Source organism: Streptomyces sp. NPDC107765 (assembly GCF_055657085.1).
Window position 1 is genome coordinate 1 of the sequence record NZ_JBVKBL010000020.1, and the last position, 17,380, is coordinate 17,380.

Consider the following 17,380-nt stretch of genomic DNA (forward strand, 5'->3'; position numbering starts at 1 on the left):
TCGCTACGACTGCGAAAGCGCCGGGCGACGTAGCGCACGAGGGACAGATTCATCTCGATCAGCGTGTTGCGCACGTACTGGTACTCGGCGGTGCCTTCCTCAAGGACGGCGAGTCGCTCGAAGAAGACCTTCGACAGTTCCCTGGCGTCCTTCGGGGTAAGGCGCTGAGGCTCCTCGATCGGGGGCAGAGGCGCCAACGAAGCCGAAGCGGCACTCCGCTTGGACGTGGTGGCCGGTGTCGCTATTGCAGTCCCTGTGGTGGTGCCGGTGCCGGTCATGCTCGGGCTCCTCGCTGTTGACTCGATCCGCCTCTGCAATCCCCCTCGACGCGCCCCTACCCAACAGCTCCCACAAGATGTCACGCATCTAGGACCTGTCCACCGATCACGCAGAGATCGCCGACGCGATCGTGGGGGTCCGGCTGCAGTCGTTGATGTCGTCGGCCGGCTGGAGTCAGGGTGCACGAAAGACACCGAACGGCAGGGCCATATCCTGAGGCAGGCGATGCAGGCACTGCCGATGCGTCGCAGCCGCCCGTCGCAGCCGGGCGCCGCCCCACTCCGGGATCTGGTACCCGGCAAATGATGAGGAGTTGACCGGTGATCAGTCTGACCGCGGTGGGGGGAGTGGCCCTGGTCGAACTGGGCATGGCCCTGACTCCGGGACCGAACATGATCCACCTCGCCTCTCGCGCGATCACCCAAGGCCGCAGGGCGGGCCTGGTCAGCCTGAGCGGGACCGCCGTGGGATTCCTGTGCTACCTGCTGGCCGCGGCCGCGGGCCTGTCCGCGTTGTTCGCCGCCGTGCCGCTGGCGTTCACGGTGGTCAAGCTCGCCGGGGCCGCCTACCTGGCCTACCTGGCCTGGGGCATGCTCAAGCCCGGTGGCCGCTCGCCCTTCGCCCCGGCCCAGGACCTGCCTCCGGTCTCTGACGCCCGCCTGTTCTCGATGGGGCTCCTGACCAACCTGCTCAACCCCAAGATCGCCCTCATGTACGCCGCGCTTCTGCCCCAGTTCATGGCTCCGCGATCGGGCCCGGACTGGGCCCAACTGCTCCAGCTCGGTGGTGTGCAGATCATCGTGGGGCTCTCCGTGAACGCTCTGATCATGCTGGGCGCAGCACGGGTGTCGGGGTTTCTGGCCACCCGGCCCCGCGTGATGACCGCTCAGCGGTTCGCGTCAGGCGGCTTGCTCGGCGTCTTCGCGCTGCGCACCGCCTTGTCCCGTACGCCTGTCTCGGCCTGAGCCATGCCCGCGCGCCTGTGACACCGGTCCCGGTCCTGCTGGGATCAGCCGAACACATCACGGAGATCGCCGACGCGATCGTGAGTGATCTGGCTGTTCTCATCAGCAGCGCCCGGCTGGCTGTGTCGCTCTTCATGGGTGTCGTTTCGACGTGGTTTTGGGTAGTCACTCGCGGGGTTCGCCATGTCCAATGCCGATGAGAAGTGATGTCACTGCCAGTACGTGTTCACCCTGTCGGAGCGTGCTCGGGGGGTGGGGGCGTTGTCAGCTCTGCCCGCTAGGTTGGTCGCATGACTTACGTAGAGGGCAAGCTCGAGCGAGTCCGCCCACAGCAGTTCCATGAGACTGCTGGGCTGGAAGACTGGCGTGTCCTGGGTGAGGGAGCCTGTGCGTTCTTCCGCGCTGGGTCGTTGACCGCCGGCGCGAGACTCGTGCAGGCGATCAGCGAACTGCCCGACGTCGAAGCCGGGCACCCCGACATCGATGTTCGATACGACGGCGTGACCGTGCGCCTGATCACGCTCACCGACGACTTCTACGGGCTGAGTGAGCGAGACGTTGAACTGGCCCGTCACATCTCGGCCGTGGCACGCACACTCGGAATCCGGGCGGACCCGTCCGCCGTGCAAACCGTCCAGGTCACCGTCGACGCTCTAGCAGGGCCGGATGTGGTGCGGTTTTGGCGTGCCCTGCTCGGCTATGCCGATCGAGCGAACAGTCCTGAGGACTTGATCGACCCGCACCGCCGCGGTGCTCCCTTCTACTTCCAGCAGATGGACGCACCGCGTCCGCAGCGCAACCGGGTGCATGTGGACGTCTGGGTGCCCTATGACCAGGCCGAAGCGCGCATAGCGGCAGCCATCGCTGCTGGCGGCCGGGTAGTGAGCGATGCCTATGCTCCGTCGCACTGGGTGCTGGCCGACCCGGAAGGCAACGAAGCCTGTGTCGGGACTGCCGGCTGGATCGGCCCGGACCCCGCTCGGCCGTGAACGCCTCCACCGGGTGGGAGGTCAGCCGGCCGCTGCTCGTTCGGCCTGCGGGTTTGTGTGGGCGAGCCGGTAGGACTCGGTGCCTGTCCGGATGATCGCTCCGTTGAAGGTGAGACGGTCGACGATCGCCGCGCAGAGCCGGGGGTCGGTCAAAGGTCTTCGTCCAGCCGCTGAAGAAGGTGGTCATGTTCGGAGCCGGAGGGCGACGGACGCCGCGGTGGCGCTGCCGAGGAAGACGTAGCCGCATGATCGGCCGGACAGGTCCGCGCCGTGGTGGTCAGGAAGGGGTCGTCGGCGTGGGCCCCAACGCCCGGATCGCGACGTCGATCGCGGTGGCCAGGCGTGCGGGGTCGTGGCCGGCGCGTTCCCGTACCCGCAGCCCGAGGACCGTGGTGAACAGCAGCTCCACGGTGGCGTCGACGTCGAGATCGGCGGGCAGTTCGTCCTTGCGCCGCCCTTGGAGCAGCACCGAGCGTAGCGCCTGCCGGGTGACCTCGAAGGCGGCCTCGGTTCGCCGGCTGACCTGGTCGTCGCTGGTGCCGAGTTCGGTGGCGGTGTTGACCACGAAGCAGCCCCGACCGGGCTCGCCGTCGGGCGGGCAGGTGACCAGCCACAGCATCCAGTCCCGCAGCACGTGCCGGATCGGCCGGCTGTCGGCACCAAGCAACCTCTCGGCCTGAGCGGACTCCGTGGCCCGGTAGTGGTCGAGCGCGCGCAGGAACAGCGTGTGCTTGTCGGTGAAGGTCCGGTACAGGCTGCTGGGCGTGAGCTTGAGCTCGTCACCCAGATCACGCACCGAAGTGGCGTGGTAGCCGCGTCGCCAGAACAGCTCCGTCGCTCTGACGACCGCGTCCTGCTCGTCGAACTGTCGGGGGCGTGCCATGCCCCGAGTCTACCGAACTTGTGGAGCGACCGCTCCCATACTACGTTTCTCCGTATGGGAGCGATCGCTCCCGAATGAATGGAGGAGACACCGGTGACGACCGCAGAACAGCCTGCCGCCCTGGCGAGCGCCCCGCAGACATCGAAAAAAGATCACTGGCTGGCGGTCAGCGCAGTGGCCTTGGGAACGTTCCTGCTGGTGACCGCCGAGCAACTGCCGATCGGCCTGCTGACCTCCGTGGGGTCGGCGCTGTCGGTCTCCGAAGGAACAGCTGGGCTCATGGTGACCGTGCCCAGCCTCGTCGCTGCGGTCGCGGCACCAGTGGTTCCGGTACTCGTCGGCGCACTGGACCGCAAGCTCCTGCTGCTTGGGTTGATGGCGTTGATGACCCTTTCCAACATGGCATCGGCCGTGGCACCGAACTTCGCCGTCCTGGTGTCCTCCCGGGTGCTGGTCGGGGTGGCGATCGGTGGCTTCTGGGCCATCGCCGGCGGCCTGGCCGTCCGGCTGGTATCCACCGAGAACGTGCCACGCGCCACTGCGATCATCTTCGGCGGCGTCGGAGCCGCGAACGTGTTCGGCGTCCCGCTCGGCACTCTGATCGGTGAACTCACCGGCTGGCGCATCGCCTTCGCGTCAATGAGCGCCTTGGCGCTCATCGTGCTGATCGCCCTGATGGCCGTGCTCCCGTCGCTGGCCGCCTCACAAGCTATTCGGCCGCGTCTCCTGGCTGAGCAGTTCCGCAACCCGGGTGTGCGCATCGGCATCATCGCGACGTTCCTCATCGTGTTCGGCCACTTTGCGGCCTATACCTTCGTGAGTCCGGCACTTCAGAAGCTGTCGGGCATCGACGAACGATTCGTCGGCCCGCTGCTGTTCGGGTTCGGCATGGCAGGCATGATCGGCAACTTCGTCGCCGGCGCGGCACTGGCACGCAGGGTGCACCGGAGCGTGCTGATCATCGCCGTGTCCCTCACGGTCGCGATGCCGCTCTTCCTGCTGCTGGGCCGGACGACGGTCGGCGGCGCCATCTTGCTGATCGTCTGGGGTCTGGCCTACGGCGGCGTGTCGGTCGGACTGCAGACCTGGATGATCAAAGCCGCCCCGCAGGCGGTGGAAGCCGCCTCCTCCCTGTGGGTGGCCGTGTTCAACCTGTCGATCGGCCTCGGCGCGCTGGCTGGCGGCGTCATCGTCGACACGCTCACCCTCCAGGGCGTTCTGTGGCTCGGCGGCGCCTGCGCCCTGGCAGCCGCACTGGCGGTCTGGTGCGCCCGCACCAACGAGAACCTGCGATGACCTGGATCCGTGCGCCACGCACCCGAGGATCGATTGCAGCGGGCCCCATCACGGCGCTCTGTCAGCGTTGCCGCTCCAGGGTGAGGAGGGCGGCGGCGAGTGACGACATCCGATTCGGGCTGCACCGGGACCTGCTGTACGGCCCGGTCCGTGTGCCCGGGGTGCGGGAGTTTGCCGCACGTACGGGCGCGATCCCCGCCTAACCGCCCCGACGGCCCTGCCCCGGGGGCGGCAGAGGAGCCGGAGAGGTCGGCGACAGCAGGTACGGCGTCCCGTCTGGAGTGCCCAGGTCGGCAGCCGGGCGCAATGACCGGGTCAGGGCTGCCTTGCTGGCTGGCCACGATCGCTGGGACCAGGGAGAGGCGAATTCCAGGGGTCGATGCAACACCGTGGTGACTTGATCAGGCCGCGAGCAGTTTGGACAGACGCTCGGCTGGGGTTTCCCAGCCGAGCGTTTTGCGTGGGCGGCTGTTGAGTTCGGCGGCGACGGCCTCCAGCTGCTCGGGGTTGTGCCGCGACAGGTCGGTGCTCTTGGGGAAGTACTGCCGCAGCAGGCCGTTGGTGTTCTCGTTGGAGCCGCGCTGCCAGGGGCTGGCGGGGTCGCAGAAGTAGACCGGTATGTCGGTGGCGACGGTGAACGAGCGGTGGGCGGCCATCTCGCAGCCTTGGTCCCAGGTCAGGGACCGCTTCAGATGAGGCGGCAGCGTCTGGACCGTTTCCGCGAGCGCGGTGCGGACCTGGGCGGCTCCGTGCCCGTGGGGAAGGTGGACGAGCATCAGGTAGCGGGTGCTGCGTTCGACGAGGGTGGCGATGGCAGACCGGGACATGGTGCCGACGATGAGGTCACCCTCCCAGTGGCCCGGGACGGCCCGGTCGTCGGCTTCTGCGGGCCGTTCGCTGATCATGACCATCTCCTGCGGGAACCGCTGCCTGCGGCATGCCGAGCTGCGGTGCGGCCGTCGCATCGCGCGTCCGGTCCGCAGGGCCCGGGTCAGTTCACGTCTCAGTTCGCCGCGGCCCTGGACGTAGAGGGCCTGGTAGACCGTCTCGTGGACCACGTGCATCTCCGGCCGGTCGGGGAAGCGTCTGAGCAGAGCGTGGCAGATCTGCTCAGGGCTCCACCGCTTGGTCAGGTGGTCCTGGATGAACTCCCGGAGCTCGGGATTGCGGCCGAGCTTGCCGGTCTTCGGGCGTGGGCGGCGCTTGTCTGCGCGGCGCTGGGCCGCGTGCGGGCGGTAGGACCAGGTGCCGCCTGGGTGGACCATGCGGTTGCGGCGGATCTCTCGGCTGATGGTGGAGGGGCTTCGGTTCAGCTCGGCCGCGATCGTCCGAATCGATGCCTTCTCCCGGAGCCGGTCGGCGATGTGGATGCGGTCGGCCTCGCCCAGGTACCGGGACGGGCCGACCGGTTGAGGATCGAGCTCGGGCGCTGGCAGCAGCTCGGTGTACTGCCACGGCACCCCGGTGTCTACCAGCGGTGCGGCCGCCTTGTCCTTTCCGGATGCCTGCCGGCCGTAGAGCCATCGCTTGCCCGTGCGGCGGTTGACGCCGACGATCCGGCAGGCTTCCGTGTTCCCTATCCCAAGATCCACGAGCCGAAGGTATTCCTCCCGCTCACGGACCAACTTCCTGGGCCCCTGTGGCCGCCGGTCCTCCCGAACCTCGAAGTCCATCGCATCCCTTGAGCTGGGGTGTTGCGACGACCACTAGAACGGAAGGGACGGGGCCTTCCCTGCGCGGTCAGGCGCGGTGACCGAGACGCAGGTCGAGGGCGCCAAGGAGGCTTAGTTCACGTCTACGTAGTCACCAGAGGAGTTGCTGGCGCCGGTCGTGGTGTTGCCGCTGTAGCGCCAGCGCCATGTGCCGTCCTGGGAGGCGGTCACCGTGGTCTTCAGGTAGCCGGTACTGCTGGCGGTGACCTCCTTGACCGTGGTGTACGTGCTGGAACCGGCGGGCTGAAACTGCAGCTTCACCAGTCGGCCGCCGTAGTTGTCGTAGCGGTGCAGACTCCAGTTGGCGCGCTGCACGGTGCCTGTAACCGTTATCGGGCTGCCCTTGGTGACGGGCTCGGGGGAGGCGTTCATGTTCTGGATGCGCGAGGCACGCTGGAGGCGGACCGTCGCGGAGAGCAGGTCGGTGTCGTAACCGCCGCCCTTCTTGATGGCCGTGCCGACGGTCTTCCAGTCGGTGGCGTCACTGTTGACGAGCTTATTGCCATTGCCACCCGGCATGTTGTCGGGATCCACGGTGATCGTCTCGTCGCAGTCGTGGAAGGTGTAGCCGCCCGCGGAGGATTGGCCGCAGCTCCACCGGGTCGTGAAGGCCGCGAGCTTGTACTCATTGGTCCCGTACGTGCCCCGGTACGCGTCAACCCCCCAGCTGTCGAGCGTCACGTTGCTCTTCACCGTGTACGTCAACGGGGCCTCGACCTCGGCGCTGATGCCGACGACGATGGGCTTGCCGTTGTTGAACACGACGTTCGAGAACGAGATGTCACTGTCGGCCGCGTGCGCGGTCGGCGCCGTGAGGCTCACGCCCACCAGGGCCATGCCCCCGGCCACCGCCGCGGCGGCCGCGCGGCGCCCAGCCGAGGGTCTGTGCCGCTGCGGAGCAGCAGCCGATATTGAAGTGATCAATCCTCACCCCTGAGTCGAGTGTCTGCGCGGCGGGTCGACTGCCCGCCGCGGGAACTCTAGATCATCCGGGGCGGTGCCTGGCGCCACTACCCAGCTGCTGGAAAGCAGCCCCGCGGAGTACGACCCGCTGGAAGGAGACGCGCCGACGGCCGACGAACAGCACTGCGCGGGCTGCCGTATCCAGCTGGCCGAGCCCACTGGCCGCTTCGGCCGCGTGATCCGCCGCCTGGTGAACGGCGACGAGCGCTGCCCCCGCCGGTAATGGCCTGCCCATGGTGCGGGCTTGGCAGGGCCAGATGCTGTCTGGATGTCCCGCCGGCTGCCGGTGTTGCTGAACATTGCGGGAGTAAGCCAGCGGGCATCCGGTGCCGACCGTCGGCAAGGTGGACTCATGACAGACCGGCCCGGCCCCCGCATCGTGGTGTACCCGCCATCCGTTGACGGCGGTCGGCGCGTCCAAGTGGATGCCACATCCCTCGGTGTCGCCTACGGCGTGGCAGATCTGCTGGAATGTCTGCGTCAAGCCGGTCTGGACCCCGAAGGGGTGCGGCTGAACGAACCGATGATCAAGTGGCGCGGCGAAGGACCCGAGATCTGGATTGCCGGCGCTGATGGAGAGGCAACGGCCGCAACTGGGGACCCGGATGCTTAACCGGCCGGGGGCCTGCGGAGATGAGCTGGCGGGCGACATTCCCTGAGCGGGCCGCCCGCGCGGCATGCCCTGAGGCTCGACAGGCGGAAGGCATGCCCGCGGTCGTTGTTGCCGCCCCCGGCAACGACTCTTGAAAAGGCGGAGTTCTCGCGCCACGACGACATCTGTACGGACGCGGTGTGGCCGGGTTGAGTATCACATTGCCCGATGCCGGACAGCCGGACAGCCCGGCGCCGGGAGCTAGTGGCTCGGCTCGCATCGTTGACCGGGTAATCGACGTGCTGCCCGGGGGTCAGCAGACTGTCTCCAGGACTTGATCTTGGAGGTGGTCCGGGGACGTCGACCGAGTGTTTTCGTCCGGCCGGTCAGCATGGACGAGGGGCGTCGGCTGCAGCGGATCAGCCGGACCGCGAAGGACCCGGTCCGGCTGCGGCGGGCGATCGTGGTGCTGATGTCCGCCCAGGGCCGGACGGTCAAGGACATCACCTCGCTGATGCAGGTCAGCGAGGACTACGTCCGCGACGTCATCCACGCCTTCAACGAGCGGGGGTTCGACGCGCTGGACTCAAAATGGAGCGGGGGACGCCCCCAGGCGATCAGTGAGCGGGTGCACGAGCACATCCGCCTGATCGCCCGGACGTCCCCCACCGATTGGAACATCGCCGCTTCTCCACCTGGAGCCTGGCCAAACTCGCAGCCCACCTGGTCGAACGGCACGTGGTTGCGACGATCAGCCGGGAGACCCTGCGCCGCATCCTGCGCGACGGCAAGGTCTCCTGGCAGGCCACGACCACCTGGAAGGCGTCCACCGATCCGGACTTCATCGCCAAGATGCACCAGGTCCTGGCCCTGTACGACACCCCGCCGACCGACGGGCGGGTGATATCCGTCGACGAGTTCGGCCCGCTCAACCTGATGCCCCGAAAGGGCAAAGCATGGCGTCCGGCCGGCAGGCCCCGCCGACTGCGGGTCACCTACACCGCTACGGCGGCGTGATGCACATGCTCGCCGCTCTCGACCTGGCCACCGGGAAGATCTACTACCGGATCCGCAAACGCAAGCGGCGGCGCGAGTTCCTCGGCCTGCTCAAAGCCCTGCGCACCTGCTGGCCCTGGGAGAAGCTGTACCTGGTGCTGGACAACTTCTCCCCGCACAAGCACACGGAGTCCGCACCTGGGCCACCGACAACGACGTCGAGCTGGTCTTCCTGCCGACCTACGGCTCCTGGCTGAACTGGATCGAATCGGAATTCGCCGCCTTGCGCTACTTCGCCCTCAACGGCACCGACCACCGCACCCACGCCGAGCAGAACGCCGCCATCGCCGCCTATGTCCGCTGGCGCAACGCACGCGCCGAAGCGAAGACCAACTTCGCCCCCGACTCACCCATCCGCACTTGGACTCAGTACCCAGCCAAGGCCGCATGAGGGGACGGCTGAGGTTCTGCCCCTGCGGATACGGCGACATCATCGTTGCGGGTCATCGCTCCGGTCTGCGCCGTCACCCCGAAACGGGCATGACCAGCGTCTTCACGAAGTCGACGGCCCCTTCCCGCTGGTAGAAGCGCAGAGCGTCATCATTGCCCGCGATGACGGAGATCTTCATGACCTGGACACCCGACCCGGCGAGACGCTCGCGCACGGCTCTGACAAGGGCTTGCCCGACTCCGGCGCCGCGAGCCTCGTCATCGACCACGAGGGTTTCCAACATGCCGACTTGGTCCCCCCACTGCCATGACCCCGGGGCGTCCAGGACGCGCACGACCGCATAGCCGAGCAGGTGATTTCCGTCCCGAGCAACCAGTACCGCGGTGAGCGGCTCCTGCGACCATTCGAGGTACTGGCCCCGCCGCAGACGCCACGAGTCCTCGGGCGAACGAACCGCGCCGAGAGCCGCCAGATGTGCCGCCTCCCGACTGTGGTGGACCAGGAGCTGTCCCCACAGGCGCTCCAGGCAGTCCACCTCGGAAGGAGCCAGAACGTCGATCACGGGATTCATGCCAGGAAGCGTAGTCAGCGAAGGCTCCGCGGCTCCAACCGATTACCTGGTCAACCATCCGTGCAGAGCCACTAGTGCAGGACGAAGCGAGGTCCCTGGGCCATGGCGGGGCCGCAGGCCGTTGTGTGCCTGCGGCCCCGCTCGGGCGTTGGGGTCAGGACGGGTCGCCGTACTGGAGGCCGCGTCCGTTGGTGCCGACGTAGACACGGCCGTAGGTGTCGGGGTCACCGGTGATGACGCCGACGCCGCCGATGCTGCCCCACTGGTGGGCGTCGTCGTTGACACGGAGCCAGGTGGCGCCCTTGTCGGTGGAGCGGAAGACGCCGGTGACGTCCTTGACGGTGCCGATCAGGTACAGGGCCTGGTAGGAGGCGCCGGGCGCGGCCTTGCCGAAGCCGAGGGCGGAGGCGGACTGCACCGCTTTGAGCGTGGTGAAGGTGCGGCCGCCATCGGTGGAGTGCAGCAGCCCCTTGGCGCTGCCGGCGATCCACAGGTCCCCGGCGATGCCGGGGACGGCCGTGAGCCGGCCGTCGGGCAGGTTGGTGGCGCGGGCGGTGAAGGTCGCGCCGCCGTCGGTGCTGGCGTAGAGCGTGCCGCCGGCCAGTGAGTAGAAGGTCCTGGCCGAGGAGCGGTCGGCGACGACCACGGCGTCGGTGCCCAGGCCGCTGACCCTCGACCAGCTCGACCCCTTGTCGGTCGAGCGGTACGGGGCCTGGCCGGCCTCGGTCCAGACGATGGTGGAGCCGTCCGCCGCGAGCGCGACATGGCCCATATCGGCGCTGCCCACCGGCTCTGCCTTGAAGCCGTTCCAGCTGCTGCCGCCGTCGGTGGAGTAGGCGCCGTCCTGCGTGCCGCCACGGCCGACGCGGACCATCATCGAGGGGTTGGACTGGGCGAAATCGATATCGGTGCTGCTGCTCATCAGCGGGTTCTTCAGCCGCCCGGCGGGCACCTTGGTCAGGGAGTCGTGGCGGAAACCGCCTTGGTCGCCCATGGCGGTGATGACGGTGGCGCCGCCGGGCGGGGCGATCGCGTCCGCCAGGGCGGTCTCCTCCAGCCCCCGGGCCCCCGCCGTCCAGTGGCTGGTGCCGCCGCTGTCGTTGGCGGTGACATCCTTGCTGCGCCAGATGCCGTTGCCGGTGCCGTACAGCACATGACCGGAGTTGAAGGGATCGATGGCCAGGGCGGTCATCCAGTGCCCGATGCCGGTACCGACATAAGGAGCGGCGGAGGCGTCCCGCACCGATTTCGCGGCCAGTGCCTTCCACGTCGTACCGCCGTCGGTGGTCCGGTAGACCTCGTCCTCGGGCCACCAGCGGTCGAGGGTGGTGACCATCACCGTGGACGGCTTGCGCGGGTCGACGGCCAGACCGGAGAACCCGTAACTGCCCTGGGACGGCGAGACGTTCTTCCACACCCCGCGGGCCGGCGTGTACTTCCACACCGAGCCCGCCGTCACCCCGTTGGGTCCGAGCGTGTTGGTGTACGTCAGGTACAGCGAGCCGTCACCGGAGACCACCCCGTGCTGCGGCAGCTGGCCGGTGGGCTGCCCGGAGACGGCCTGCCAGGTGCTGCCGCCGTCGGTGGAGCGGTACAGGGAGGTGGACCTGTCGGCGACGCCGACGTAGACCGTCTTGCTGCCGGCCGGGCCGTACGTGACAAAGGAGATGCCCCCGCCGCTGCTCGCCCCGTCCTTGACGGGGAACGAGGAGACCTGGCTCCATGTCACGCCGTAGTCGGTGCTGCGCCACAGGCCGTTCTTGCGGGTGCCCAGCAGCAGGGTGCCGTGGTGCGCGGGGTCGATCACGAGCCGTTCGCCCGCCCCGCGGCCGTCCTCGTTGCCGCCCAGCTTGAAGGGCAGCTCGGTGCGCTTGAAGGTGCGGCCCTGGTCGGTGGAGCGCAGGATCGCGCCGTTGCCCGCCCACTGGTTGGTGTAGGTACCCGTCCCGAGGTAGAGCCGGTTGGGGTCGACGGGGTCGGTGGCCAGCGAATCGATGCCCAGCAGGTTCCAGTCCTTCTCGCCGATCCAGTCGGTCAGCGGGATCCACTGCTCGGCCCCGGTGTCCCAGCGGTAGGCGCCGCCCATGTCGGTACGCGCGTACAGCAGGCCCTTCTCGCGCGGGTTGAACACCAGCCCGGTGACGTAACCGCCGCCCACCACCTGGGCGTTCTTCCACGCGTACGGTCCGGCCGCGGCCGTGGTCCGCACCCCGCCGGTACCGGCCGACCCGCCCGCCTTCACCAGCTTCCACTGCTGGTTGGTGCTGCCCCTGCTCGGATACTGCACGACTGCCGCACCCTCGGCCGTGGAGCCTCCGGAGACGTCCAGGACCTGGCCGCTCCTGCGGGAGGTGAAGGTGACGGCGTCGGAAGCCCTCACATCCTTGATCTTCCACTCCTGGGAGGTGGAGGAGCTGTCGGTCTGCTGCTCGGCGACGGCCGCCTGTGCGGTCGAATTACCGGCTATGCCCAACACTTTGCCGCTGTTGCGGTTCACCAGCTCGTAGTAGCCGTCCCCGGTGGGTCGCAGCTTCCACTGCTGGTTGGCGGTGCCCTGCTCGGTCCACTGCTGGATGCGGGTGCCGTCGGCGGTCGAGAAGGCGTTGACGTCCATCGCCTTGCCGCTGTGTACGGAAACCAGCCGGTAGTAGACATTGCCGTCGACCGTCGCGGCCTGCGAGTCCTCCTGCGCGAACAGGAAATACGGCACGACGACGGCGGGCACGCCGATCAGCAGACCGGTGGCGGTCCAGCGGCGGCGGTGACGCCCGCGGCGCCCGCCGTTCGTGGGGTTCTTCATAGGGAGGTGTTCTCCTTGCATATCACCGTGGATCGGGCAGGTCAGCGCTGCAGGGTAAGGACACCCGGCCGCCACGGCAGTTGGTCGTAGGGGCCGCCCGCGGTGGGGGACTTGCCCTGGTAGAGGAACTGCAGGTTGCAGGGGTCGACGGTCATGGTCTGGTCGGGGTTGTTGCGGACCAGGTCACCGTGGCTGATGTCGTTGGTCCAGGTGGCACCGCTGTTGGCCTTGCCCGCGAAGGGGTTGCTCTCGCTGGCGGCCTGCGGGGTCCACGGACCGTTCAGGCTGGAGGCCGTGAACGAGCGGAAGTAGCGCTGCTCATGCGCACCCCGAGCCTCGACGATCATGAGGTACTGGTTCTGGCCCCGGACCTTGTAGACCTGCGGCGCCTCGAACAGGTTTTTCGTCGTGTCGCTCATGACCGTCGTGTACGACGAGCCGAAGTTGCCCGGGAAGTTCCCGATCGGCATGCTCGCCCGGTAGATCTTGCCGTTGTCACCGGCGAAGAACAGGTACATGTTCTGGTCGTCAGCGATCAGGGTCTGGTCGATCGGAGCGGCGCCCGGGATGCTGCCGGTGAACAGCGGCCGCGGCGCGGACCAGCCGTTGGGGTTGGTGGGGTCGCTCGACGTGCGGTAGATGAAGGGCCACGCACCCCACTGGTACGCCAGCACCCAGATCTTCTTGGGTGCGAAGTAGAACAGCGTGGGCGCCACCGCGGACTGGCTCATCCCGGTCTGGCCGGCCGACGCCATGTCCGACCAGTTCGTGAAGGGCTTGAACATCATCGAGCCGTACGACGATCCCGACACGCTCGACGCGTAGACCAGATGCTTGCCGTTGTACGTCACGTCGGTGAAGTCCTTCACCGCGGCCCACCCGTTCGCCGGCTGCGCCAGCGCACCCGTCGACGTCCATCGGTACGTCGACGGAAGAGCACAGGTGCCGCCCGTCGGCGCGGGCGTTGTCGGGGCCGACGTCCCGGACAGGCCGGTCCACTTCTGGTTGCCGCCGGACCAGCAGGAATGCAGCTGGATCTTGGTGCGGTTGGCGGTGGCCGCGCCGACGGCGTCGAGGCACAGCCCGGACTGGACGCCGGCGATCGTGCCGTTGGTGTTGATGTTCCACTGCTGGTCGGCGCCGCCGTCGCAGTCCCCGATGACCACCGCGGTGCCGTTGCTGGTGCCCTTGGCTCTGGCGCCCAGGCACTTGCTGGCGTAGATCATCAGCTGCTTGCCGGAGGTGTAGGTCCAGCGCTGGTTGGTCTTCCCGTTGCAGTCCCACAGCTGCGCCTGCGTGCCGTTGACGGTGGTGGAGCCGTTGATGTCGATACAACGACCGGAGGCGACGCCCTTGATTGCCCCGGTACCGGTCCCGCCGGTCGTCCCGCCGGGGGGCGTGGTCCCGCCGGTGGTGGTACCGGCACCGGAATTGAGAGCGTTCATGACGGCGGTGTAGGCGGCCTTGGGGTTGCCGTTGTTGTCGAACAGCAGGGGGCTTTCGCTGCTGCGCCAGGAGTCGCTGTCACGGATACCCCATACCGTGATGCCGGTGCACCGGGCCACGGACAGACAGGCGTTGACCGCGTTGGCGTAACCGGTGGAAGGCGCCTGGGCGATGTCGAGTTCGGTGATCTGGACGTCGACGCCCAGGGCGGCGAAGTGGGACAGCGTGGTCTGGAAGCTCGCCGGCGGCCCGCCGGTGCCGAAGTGGCTCTGGAACCCGACGCAGTCGATGGGCACACCGCGGGACGTGAAGTCCTTGCCCATCTTGTAGACGCCCTGAGTCTTGGCGTCGGTCCAGTTCTCGATGTTGTAGTCGTTGTAGCAGAGCTTGGCCGCCGGGTCGGTGGCTCGGGCGGTGCGGAACGCCTCCTCGATGAAGCCGTTGCCGAGCACGTTCTGGAACACCGAGCTGCGGTGCTGGCCGCTGCCGCCGTCGGCGAAGGCCTCGTTGACCACGTCCCAGGCGTAGATCTTGCCCTTGAAGTGGTTCATCTCCGTGGTGATGTGGTTCTTCATCACGCTGCGCAGGGTGTTGGCGTCGCTGATGGAGCCGACCCAGCCGGGGAGCTGGGAGTGCCAGACCAGGGTGTGGCCGCGCATCCGCTGCCCATGCGCCGAGGCGTGGTTGACGATCCGGTCGGCGGGGCCGAAGGTGAAGTTGCCGCGGGACGGTTCGGTGGCGTCCCACTTCATCTCGTTCTCCGGGGTGATCATGTTGAACTCCCGGTCGAGAATGCCGGCGTAGGTGGAGTCGCCGAGCCTGCCGGCGGCCACAGCGGTGCCGAAGTACCTGCCCGAGGGGGCCGCCTGCGTGCCCAGGGTCGCGGCTCCGGCGGAGCTGGGGAGGAGCGTCACGACACCGGCCACCACCGCCGCGGCCGACAGTCCTATCGTCAATGTCCGGCGACGCCGGCCGAGCCGGTGCAGGCCCTTCATGATTCTCCTCGGGGGTCGCGGGTCAGCCTGGGTGCCGTGAGCGTGCGCGCATCGGCCATCGCGGTCTGATCTGCCGCGGGGTGGGAGCGGTGCAGGACGTGGGGCCGTTCCTGCGTACCGGTCGCCCGGGGTTCGTGGGTGTGTCGCGTCATTGGACGGGCTTTCTTCAGGGGATAGGTCAACGGGGGAAGTCGGGAAACCTGCCACGCCGGCACGTCATGGTGAGCGGCGGGAAGGGCACCCCCCTGAAGTGGAGGCTTTTGAACGCGCGGTCTCGTAACAGAAAAGTCGTGCCGTCCGGACGATTGCTCAGTGATGCATCTCGCAGGCAAAAAGCGTTATGCCAAGCCCCGCGGTCTGGTCGTCCCTGGGGAAAGGGCGCGCCGCACTGATCAACAGTGAGGGTTTGTGGAGTGGTATCGGTGGCGGTTGCGGTGATCAGCCTTCAGGCCGGTCACGGCGAGGCAGCCGTCGATGAATGCGGATCGAAGCTGGATTCGGCGCAGCACTCGGCTCACTGCCGGGTTGAGAACGGCGTGGTGCCGGATCGTGCTGCGGGATCACCAACTGTCACTGCACGACTCGGTCCAACATGCTCAAGGAGCGGTTCTCAAGCCTGGGCCCTGCGCACGATGAAGGAAGCCTGGCCGGCGAAGGCCCGGGTGCCGTCGGAGCCGTCGAGCCAGATGCCACCGTCGCGGTGGTGGAGGACCGATCCGGGATAGTTGTGCGCGTGCAGGGTTACCGACCCGGCGACCGCCCCGGGGCGCGGACAGAAGGTGGCGTCTTCACGGAACAGTGCGCTGCCGTCGTTGGTGCTCAGCCGAAGCCGCAGGTAACTGTGGCGCAGATAGCGGCCGTCGGCGGCACGGAAGGTGACGCACCGTGAGTCGGCCAGCCCCCCGACGACCGTGAAGGTGACCCGCTGCCGGGTCTGCGCGCTGCTGGACGCGGAGACTGGGCCGAGCGTCGCGAAGTCGCCGGCATACGTGAGGTACTGGGCGGGGTGGTCCACGGACTCCAGCGACTGTGCGCCCAGCGGAACAGTGCCTGCGACGGCGGACGGACTCACCGGGGACGGTCCGGCCGACGCGGTGGTGCGCGACGGGATCGGCGTGGGATTGCCGGCCGTGGGAGCGGCGATGACGCCGGGCTCCCGATGCGCCGGTTCGGGCCAGGCCGCGTAGGTGGCGGTCCCGGCAATGAGCACCGCGCCGGTGGCGAGGCTCACCAGCGGATGAGCGGTCACCGCGTGGAGTTTGCCGAACAGCGCGCTGTGCACACTGCCTCCCCCCGTCGCCGTGCCGACGGCGGCGGGCGCCGTGGCCAGTCCGGCGGCGCTCGCGGCCGTACCCGAGAGCAGGCCCTTGGCGGCCAGCGCGGCGATGAGTCCGGCCGGGACGGCCAGCGGCGCGAGGCTGAGGAGCAGGAGGTCGGCCGGAACCCGTTCTGTCGTCGTCGCCAGGCAGACCGGGCAGTCACGGGTGTGCCGCGCGATCCGCTTGCGCCACACCGATGCACGCAGACCGTCCCAGCCGACGACGGTCTCGTCCAACTGAGGACAGCGCGGGTCGGCCTCCAGCGCGGCGACGATCGTCCGGCTCAGTTCAAGCTGCTCGCGCATGCGTTGCAGGCGCACTCCGACGTGGGCGACCGTGAGCCCCATCGCGGCGGCGATGTCGTCACGGCTCAGCAAGCCGGCGCATTCCTGCCACCACAGCGACAGCAGCACCCGATGGTCCGGGTCAAGCCACCGGCCGGCTTCGACAACCCGACGGCGCTCGTCCGACATATGCAGCCGCAGGATCGTCGCGTCCACAGGTTCGGCGCCGGCGTCCGGTATCTGGCGCGCCTCGTCGAGGACCGTGGTCCGGCCGGCGAAGGTGCGTTGCCGGTGCCAGTGGGTATTGATCTGGCGGAGCGTGATCGACACCAGCCAGGACCGGAAGCTCTCCGGGGCACGCAGGGAAGGCAGGTCGCGCACCACGCGCAGCAAGGTTTCCTGGACGACGTCGTCGACGTCGGCATGTCCGCTCAGCGCTCGCCCGACGATGTTGTAGAGCAACGGCAGGTACGCGGCGATCAGTTCCTCGCGCGCCCGATCGTCACCGGCCTGCGCCGCGACAACCAGCCCTGCGTGGTCCGCATTCATGAGCCCATTCCCATTTTTCTTCAGGGGAGCGATCCGCCGAGTACGGCGCCACACCTTAGCGTCGGCAAAGGTATACGGCCAAAGCCTGTGCCTTGGGTCAACGGACCGGCCCGTCCGACTTGGAGTGCCCGGTACCGCGGGTGCGTTCGGGCAGCCGGCCCGACTACGCCACAAGGAAGGCCAGGGTCGAACTCCTCTACGCGATCGCCGACGGCGAGGCCGTACCCGAGGACGGCAAGCGGCGAAGTCGTCTTCTGCACGGACGAGTTCGGCCCGCTCAACCTTCGTGG

15 protein-coding genes and 3 pseudogenes are annotated in these 17,380 nt (G+C 68.2%); 9 read left to right on the plus strand and 9 right to left on the minus strand.

Annotated features, from left to right (window positions below; all coding sequences use genetic code 11):
* A pseudogene (locus tag ACZ7MX_RS34465) lies at window positions 1-278 on the minus strand (RNA polymerase sigma factor SigF); the annotation flags it as partial.
* A gap of 321 nt (window positions 279-599) precedes the next feature.
* Here ACZ7MX_RS34465 and ACZ7MX_RS34470 point away from each other — a divergent pair.
* Both ACZ7MX_RS34470 and ACZ7MX_RS34475 read left to right on the plus strand, forming a co-directional pair.
* On the plus strand, window positions 600-1,244 hold the full coding sequence (locus tag ACZ7MX_RS34470; RefSeq protein ID WP_472137984.1) for a LysE family translocator: 645 nt from the start codon (window positions 600-602) through the stop codon (window positions 1,242-1,244).
* 290 nt (window positions 1,245-1,534) lie between these two features.
* Window positions 1,535-2,233, plus strand: a complete 699-nt coding sequence (locus ACZ7MX_RS34475) for a VOC family protein (protein WP_472137986.1) — start codon at window positions 1,535-1,537, stop codon at window positions 2,231-2,233.
* A 21-nt stretch (window positions 2,234-2,254) separates the two neighbouring features.
* On the opposite strand, the pseudogene ACZ7MX_RS34480 reads toward ACZ7MX_RS34475, so the two are convergent.
* Window positions 2,255-2,408: pseudogene (locus tag ACZ7MX_RS34480) on the minus strand (ATP-binding protein); the annotation flags it as partial.
* A gap of 102 nt (window positions 2,409-2,510) precedes the next feature.
* The gene (locus ACZ7MX_RS34485; protein ID WP_472137988.1) at window positions 2,511-3,116 is read right to left on the minus strand and encodes a TetR/AcrR family transcriptional regulator; all 606 of its coding nucleotides are present in this window, start codon (window positions 3,114-3,116) and stop codon (window positions 2,511-2,513) included.
* A 93-nt stretch (window positions 3,117-3,209) separates the two neighbouring features.
* Here ACZ7MX_RS34485 and ACZ7MX_RS34490 point away from each other — a divergent pair, with 93 nt between their 5' ends.
* Window positions 3,210-4,412 carry an MFS transporter gene (locus ACZ7MX_RS34490; protein WP_472137990.1) on the plus strand — a complete coding sequence of 401 codons (1,203 nt, stop codon included), beginning with the start codon at window positions 3,210-3,212 and terminating at the stop codon, window positions 4,410-4,412.
* A 401-nt stretch (window positions 4,413-4,813) separates the two neighbouring features.
* On the opposite strand, the gene ACZ7MX_RS34495 is transcribed toward ACZ7MX_RS34490, so the two are convergent.
* Both ACZ7MX_RS34495 and ACZ7MX_RS34500 read right to left on the minus strand, forming a co-directional pair.
* Entirely contained in the window at window positions 4,814-5,992 is a 1,179-nt protein-coding gene (locus ACZ7MX_RS34495) for an IS30 family transposase (protein WP_472138186.1), read from the minus strand.
* A 204-nt stretch (window positions 5,993-6,196) separates the two neighbouring features.
* Window positions 6,197-6,961: a hypothetical protein gene (locus ACZ7MX_RS34500; protein WP_472137992.1), complete on the minus strand. Its 765-nt coding sequence runs from the start codon at window positions 6,959-6,961 to the stop codon at window positions 6,197-6,199.
* A gap of 160 nt (window positions 6,962-7,121) precedes the next feature.
* Between ACZ7MX_RS34500 and ACZ7MX_RS34505 the strand changes: the two genes are divergently transcribed.
* From ACZ7MX_RS34505 to ACZ7MX_RS34530, 6 genes and pseudogenes are all read left to right on the plus strand, one after another.
* Window positions 7,122-7,310 (plus strand): hypothetical protein, encoded by a 189-nt coding sequence (locus ACZ7MX_RS34505; protein ID WP_472137994.1) that lies wholly within the window; start codon window positions 7,122-7,124, stop codon window positions 7,308-7,310.
* Window positions 7,311-7,439: 129 nt separating this feature from the next.
* On the plus strand, window positions 7,440-7,700 hold the full coding sequence (locus ACZ7MX_RS34510; protein ID WP_472137996.1) for a hypothetical protein: 261 nt from the start codon (window positions 7,440-7,442) through the stop codon (window positions 7,698-7,700).
* Between the two features lie 370 nt (window positions 7,701-8,070).
* A pseudogene (locus ACZ7MX_RS34515) lies at window positions 8,071-8,298 on the plus strand (helix-turn-helix domain-containing protein); the annotation flags it as partial.
* A gap of 53 nt (window positions 8,299-8,351) precedes the next feature.
* On the plus strand, window positions 8,352-8,696 hold the full coding sequence (locus ACZ7MX_RS34520; RefSeq protein WP_472138198.1) for a hypothetical protein: 345 nt from the start codon (window positions 8,352-8,354) through the stop codon (window positions 8,694-8,696).
* Window positions 8,636-8,932 (plus strand): hypothetical protein, encoded by a 297-nt coding sequence (locus tag ACZ7MX_RS34525; protein ID WP_472137998.1) that lies wholly within the window; start codon window positions 8,636-8,638, stop codon window positions 8,930-8,932. Before ACZ7MX_RS34520 ends, ACZ7MX_RS34525 begins: the two co-directional genes overlap by 61 nt.
* Before the next feature lie 26 nt (window positions 8,933-8,958).
* On the plus strand, window positions 8,959-9,126 hold the full coding sequence (locus ACZ7MX_RS34530; RefSeq protein ID WP_472138000.1) for a hypothetical protein: 168 nt from the start codon (window positions 8,959-8,961) through the stop codon (window positions 9,124-9,126).
* 73 nt (window positions 9,127-9,199) lie between these two features.
* Here ACZ7MX_RS34530 and ACZ7MX_RS34535 read toward each other — a convergent pair whose 3' ends face one another.
* From ACZ7MX_RS34535 to ACZ7MX_RS34550, 4 genes are all read right to left on the minus strand, one after another.
* Complete coding sequence (locus tag ACZ7MX_RS34535) at window positions 9,200-9,697, minus strand: GNAT family N-acetyltransferase (protein ID WP_472138002.1); 498 nt, start codon at window positions 9,695-9,697, stop codon at window positions 9,200-9,202.
* 154 nt (window positions 9,698-9,851) lie between these two features.
* Window positions 9,852-12,497 (minus strand): RICIN domain-containing protein, encoded by a 2,646-nt coding sequence (locus ACZ7MX_RS34540; protein WP_472138003.1) that lies wholly within the window; start codon window positions 12,495-12,497, stop codon window positions 9,852-9,854.
* 41 nt (window positions 12,498-12,538) lie between these two features.
* Window positions 12,539-14,938: a non-reducing end alpha-L-arabinofuranosidase family hydrolase gene (locus tag ACZ7MX_RS34545; RefSeq protein WP_472138005.1), complete on the minus strand. Its 2,400-nt coding sequence runs from the start codon at window positions 14,936-14,938 to the stop codon at window positions 12,539-12,541.
* A 610-nt stretch (window positions 14,939-15,548) separates the two neighbouring features.
* On the minus strand, window positions 15,549-17,090 hold the full coding sequence (locus ACZ7MX_RS34550; RefSeq protein ID WP_472138007.1) for a sigma-70 family RNA polymerase sigma factor: 1,542 nt from the start codon (window positions 17,088-17,090) through the stop codon (window positions 15,549-15,551).
* Between the last annotated feature and the right edge of the window lie 290 nt (window positions 17,091-17,380).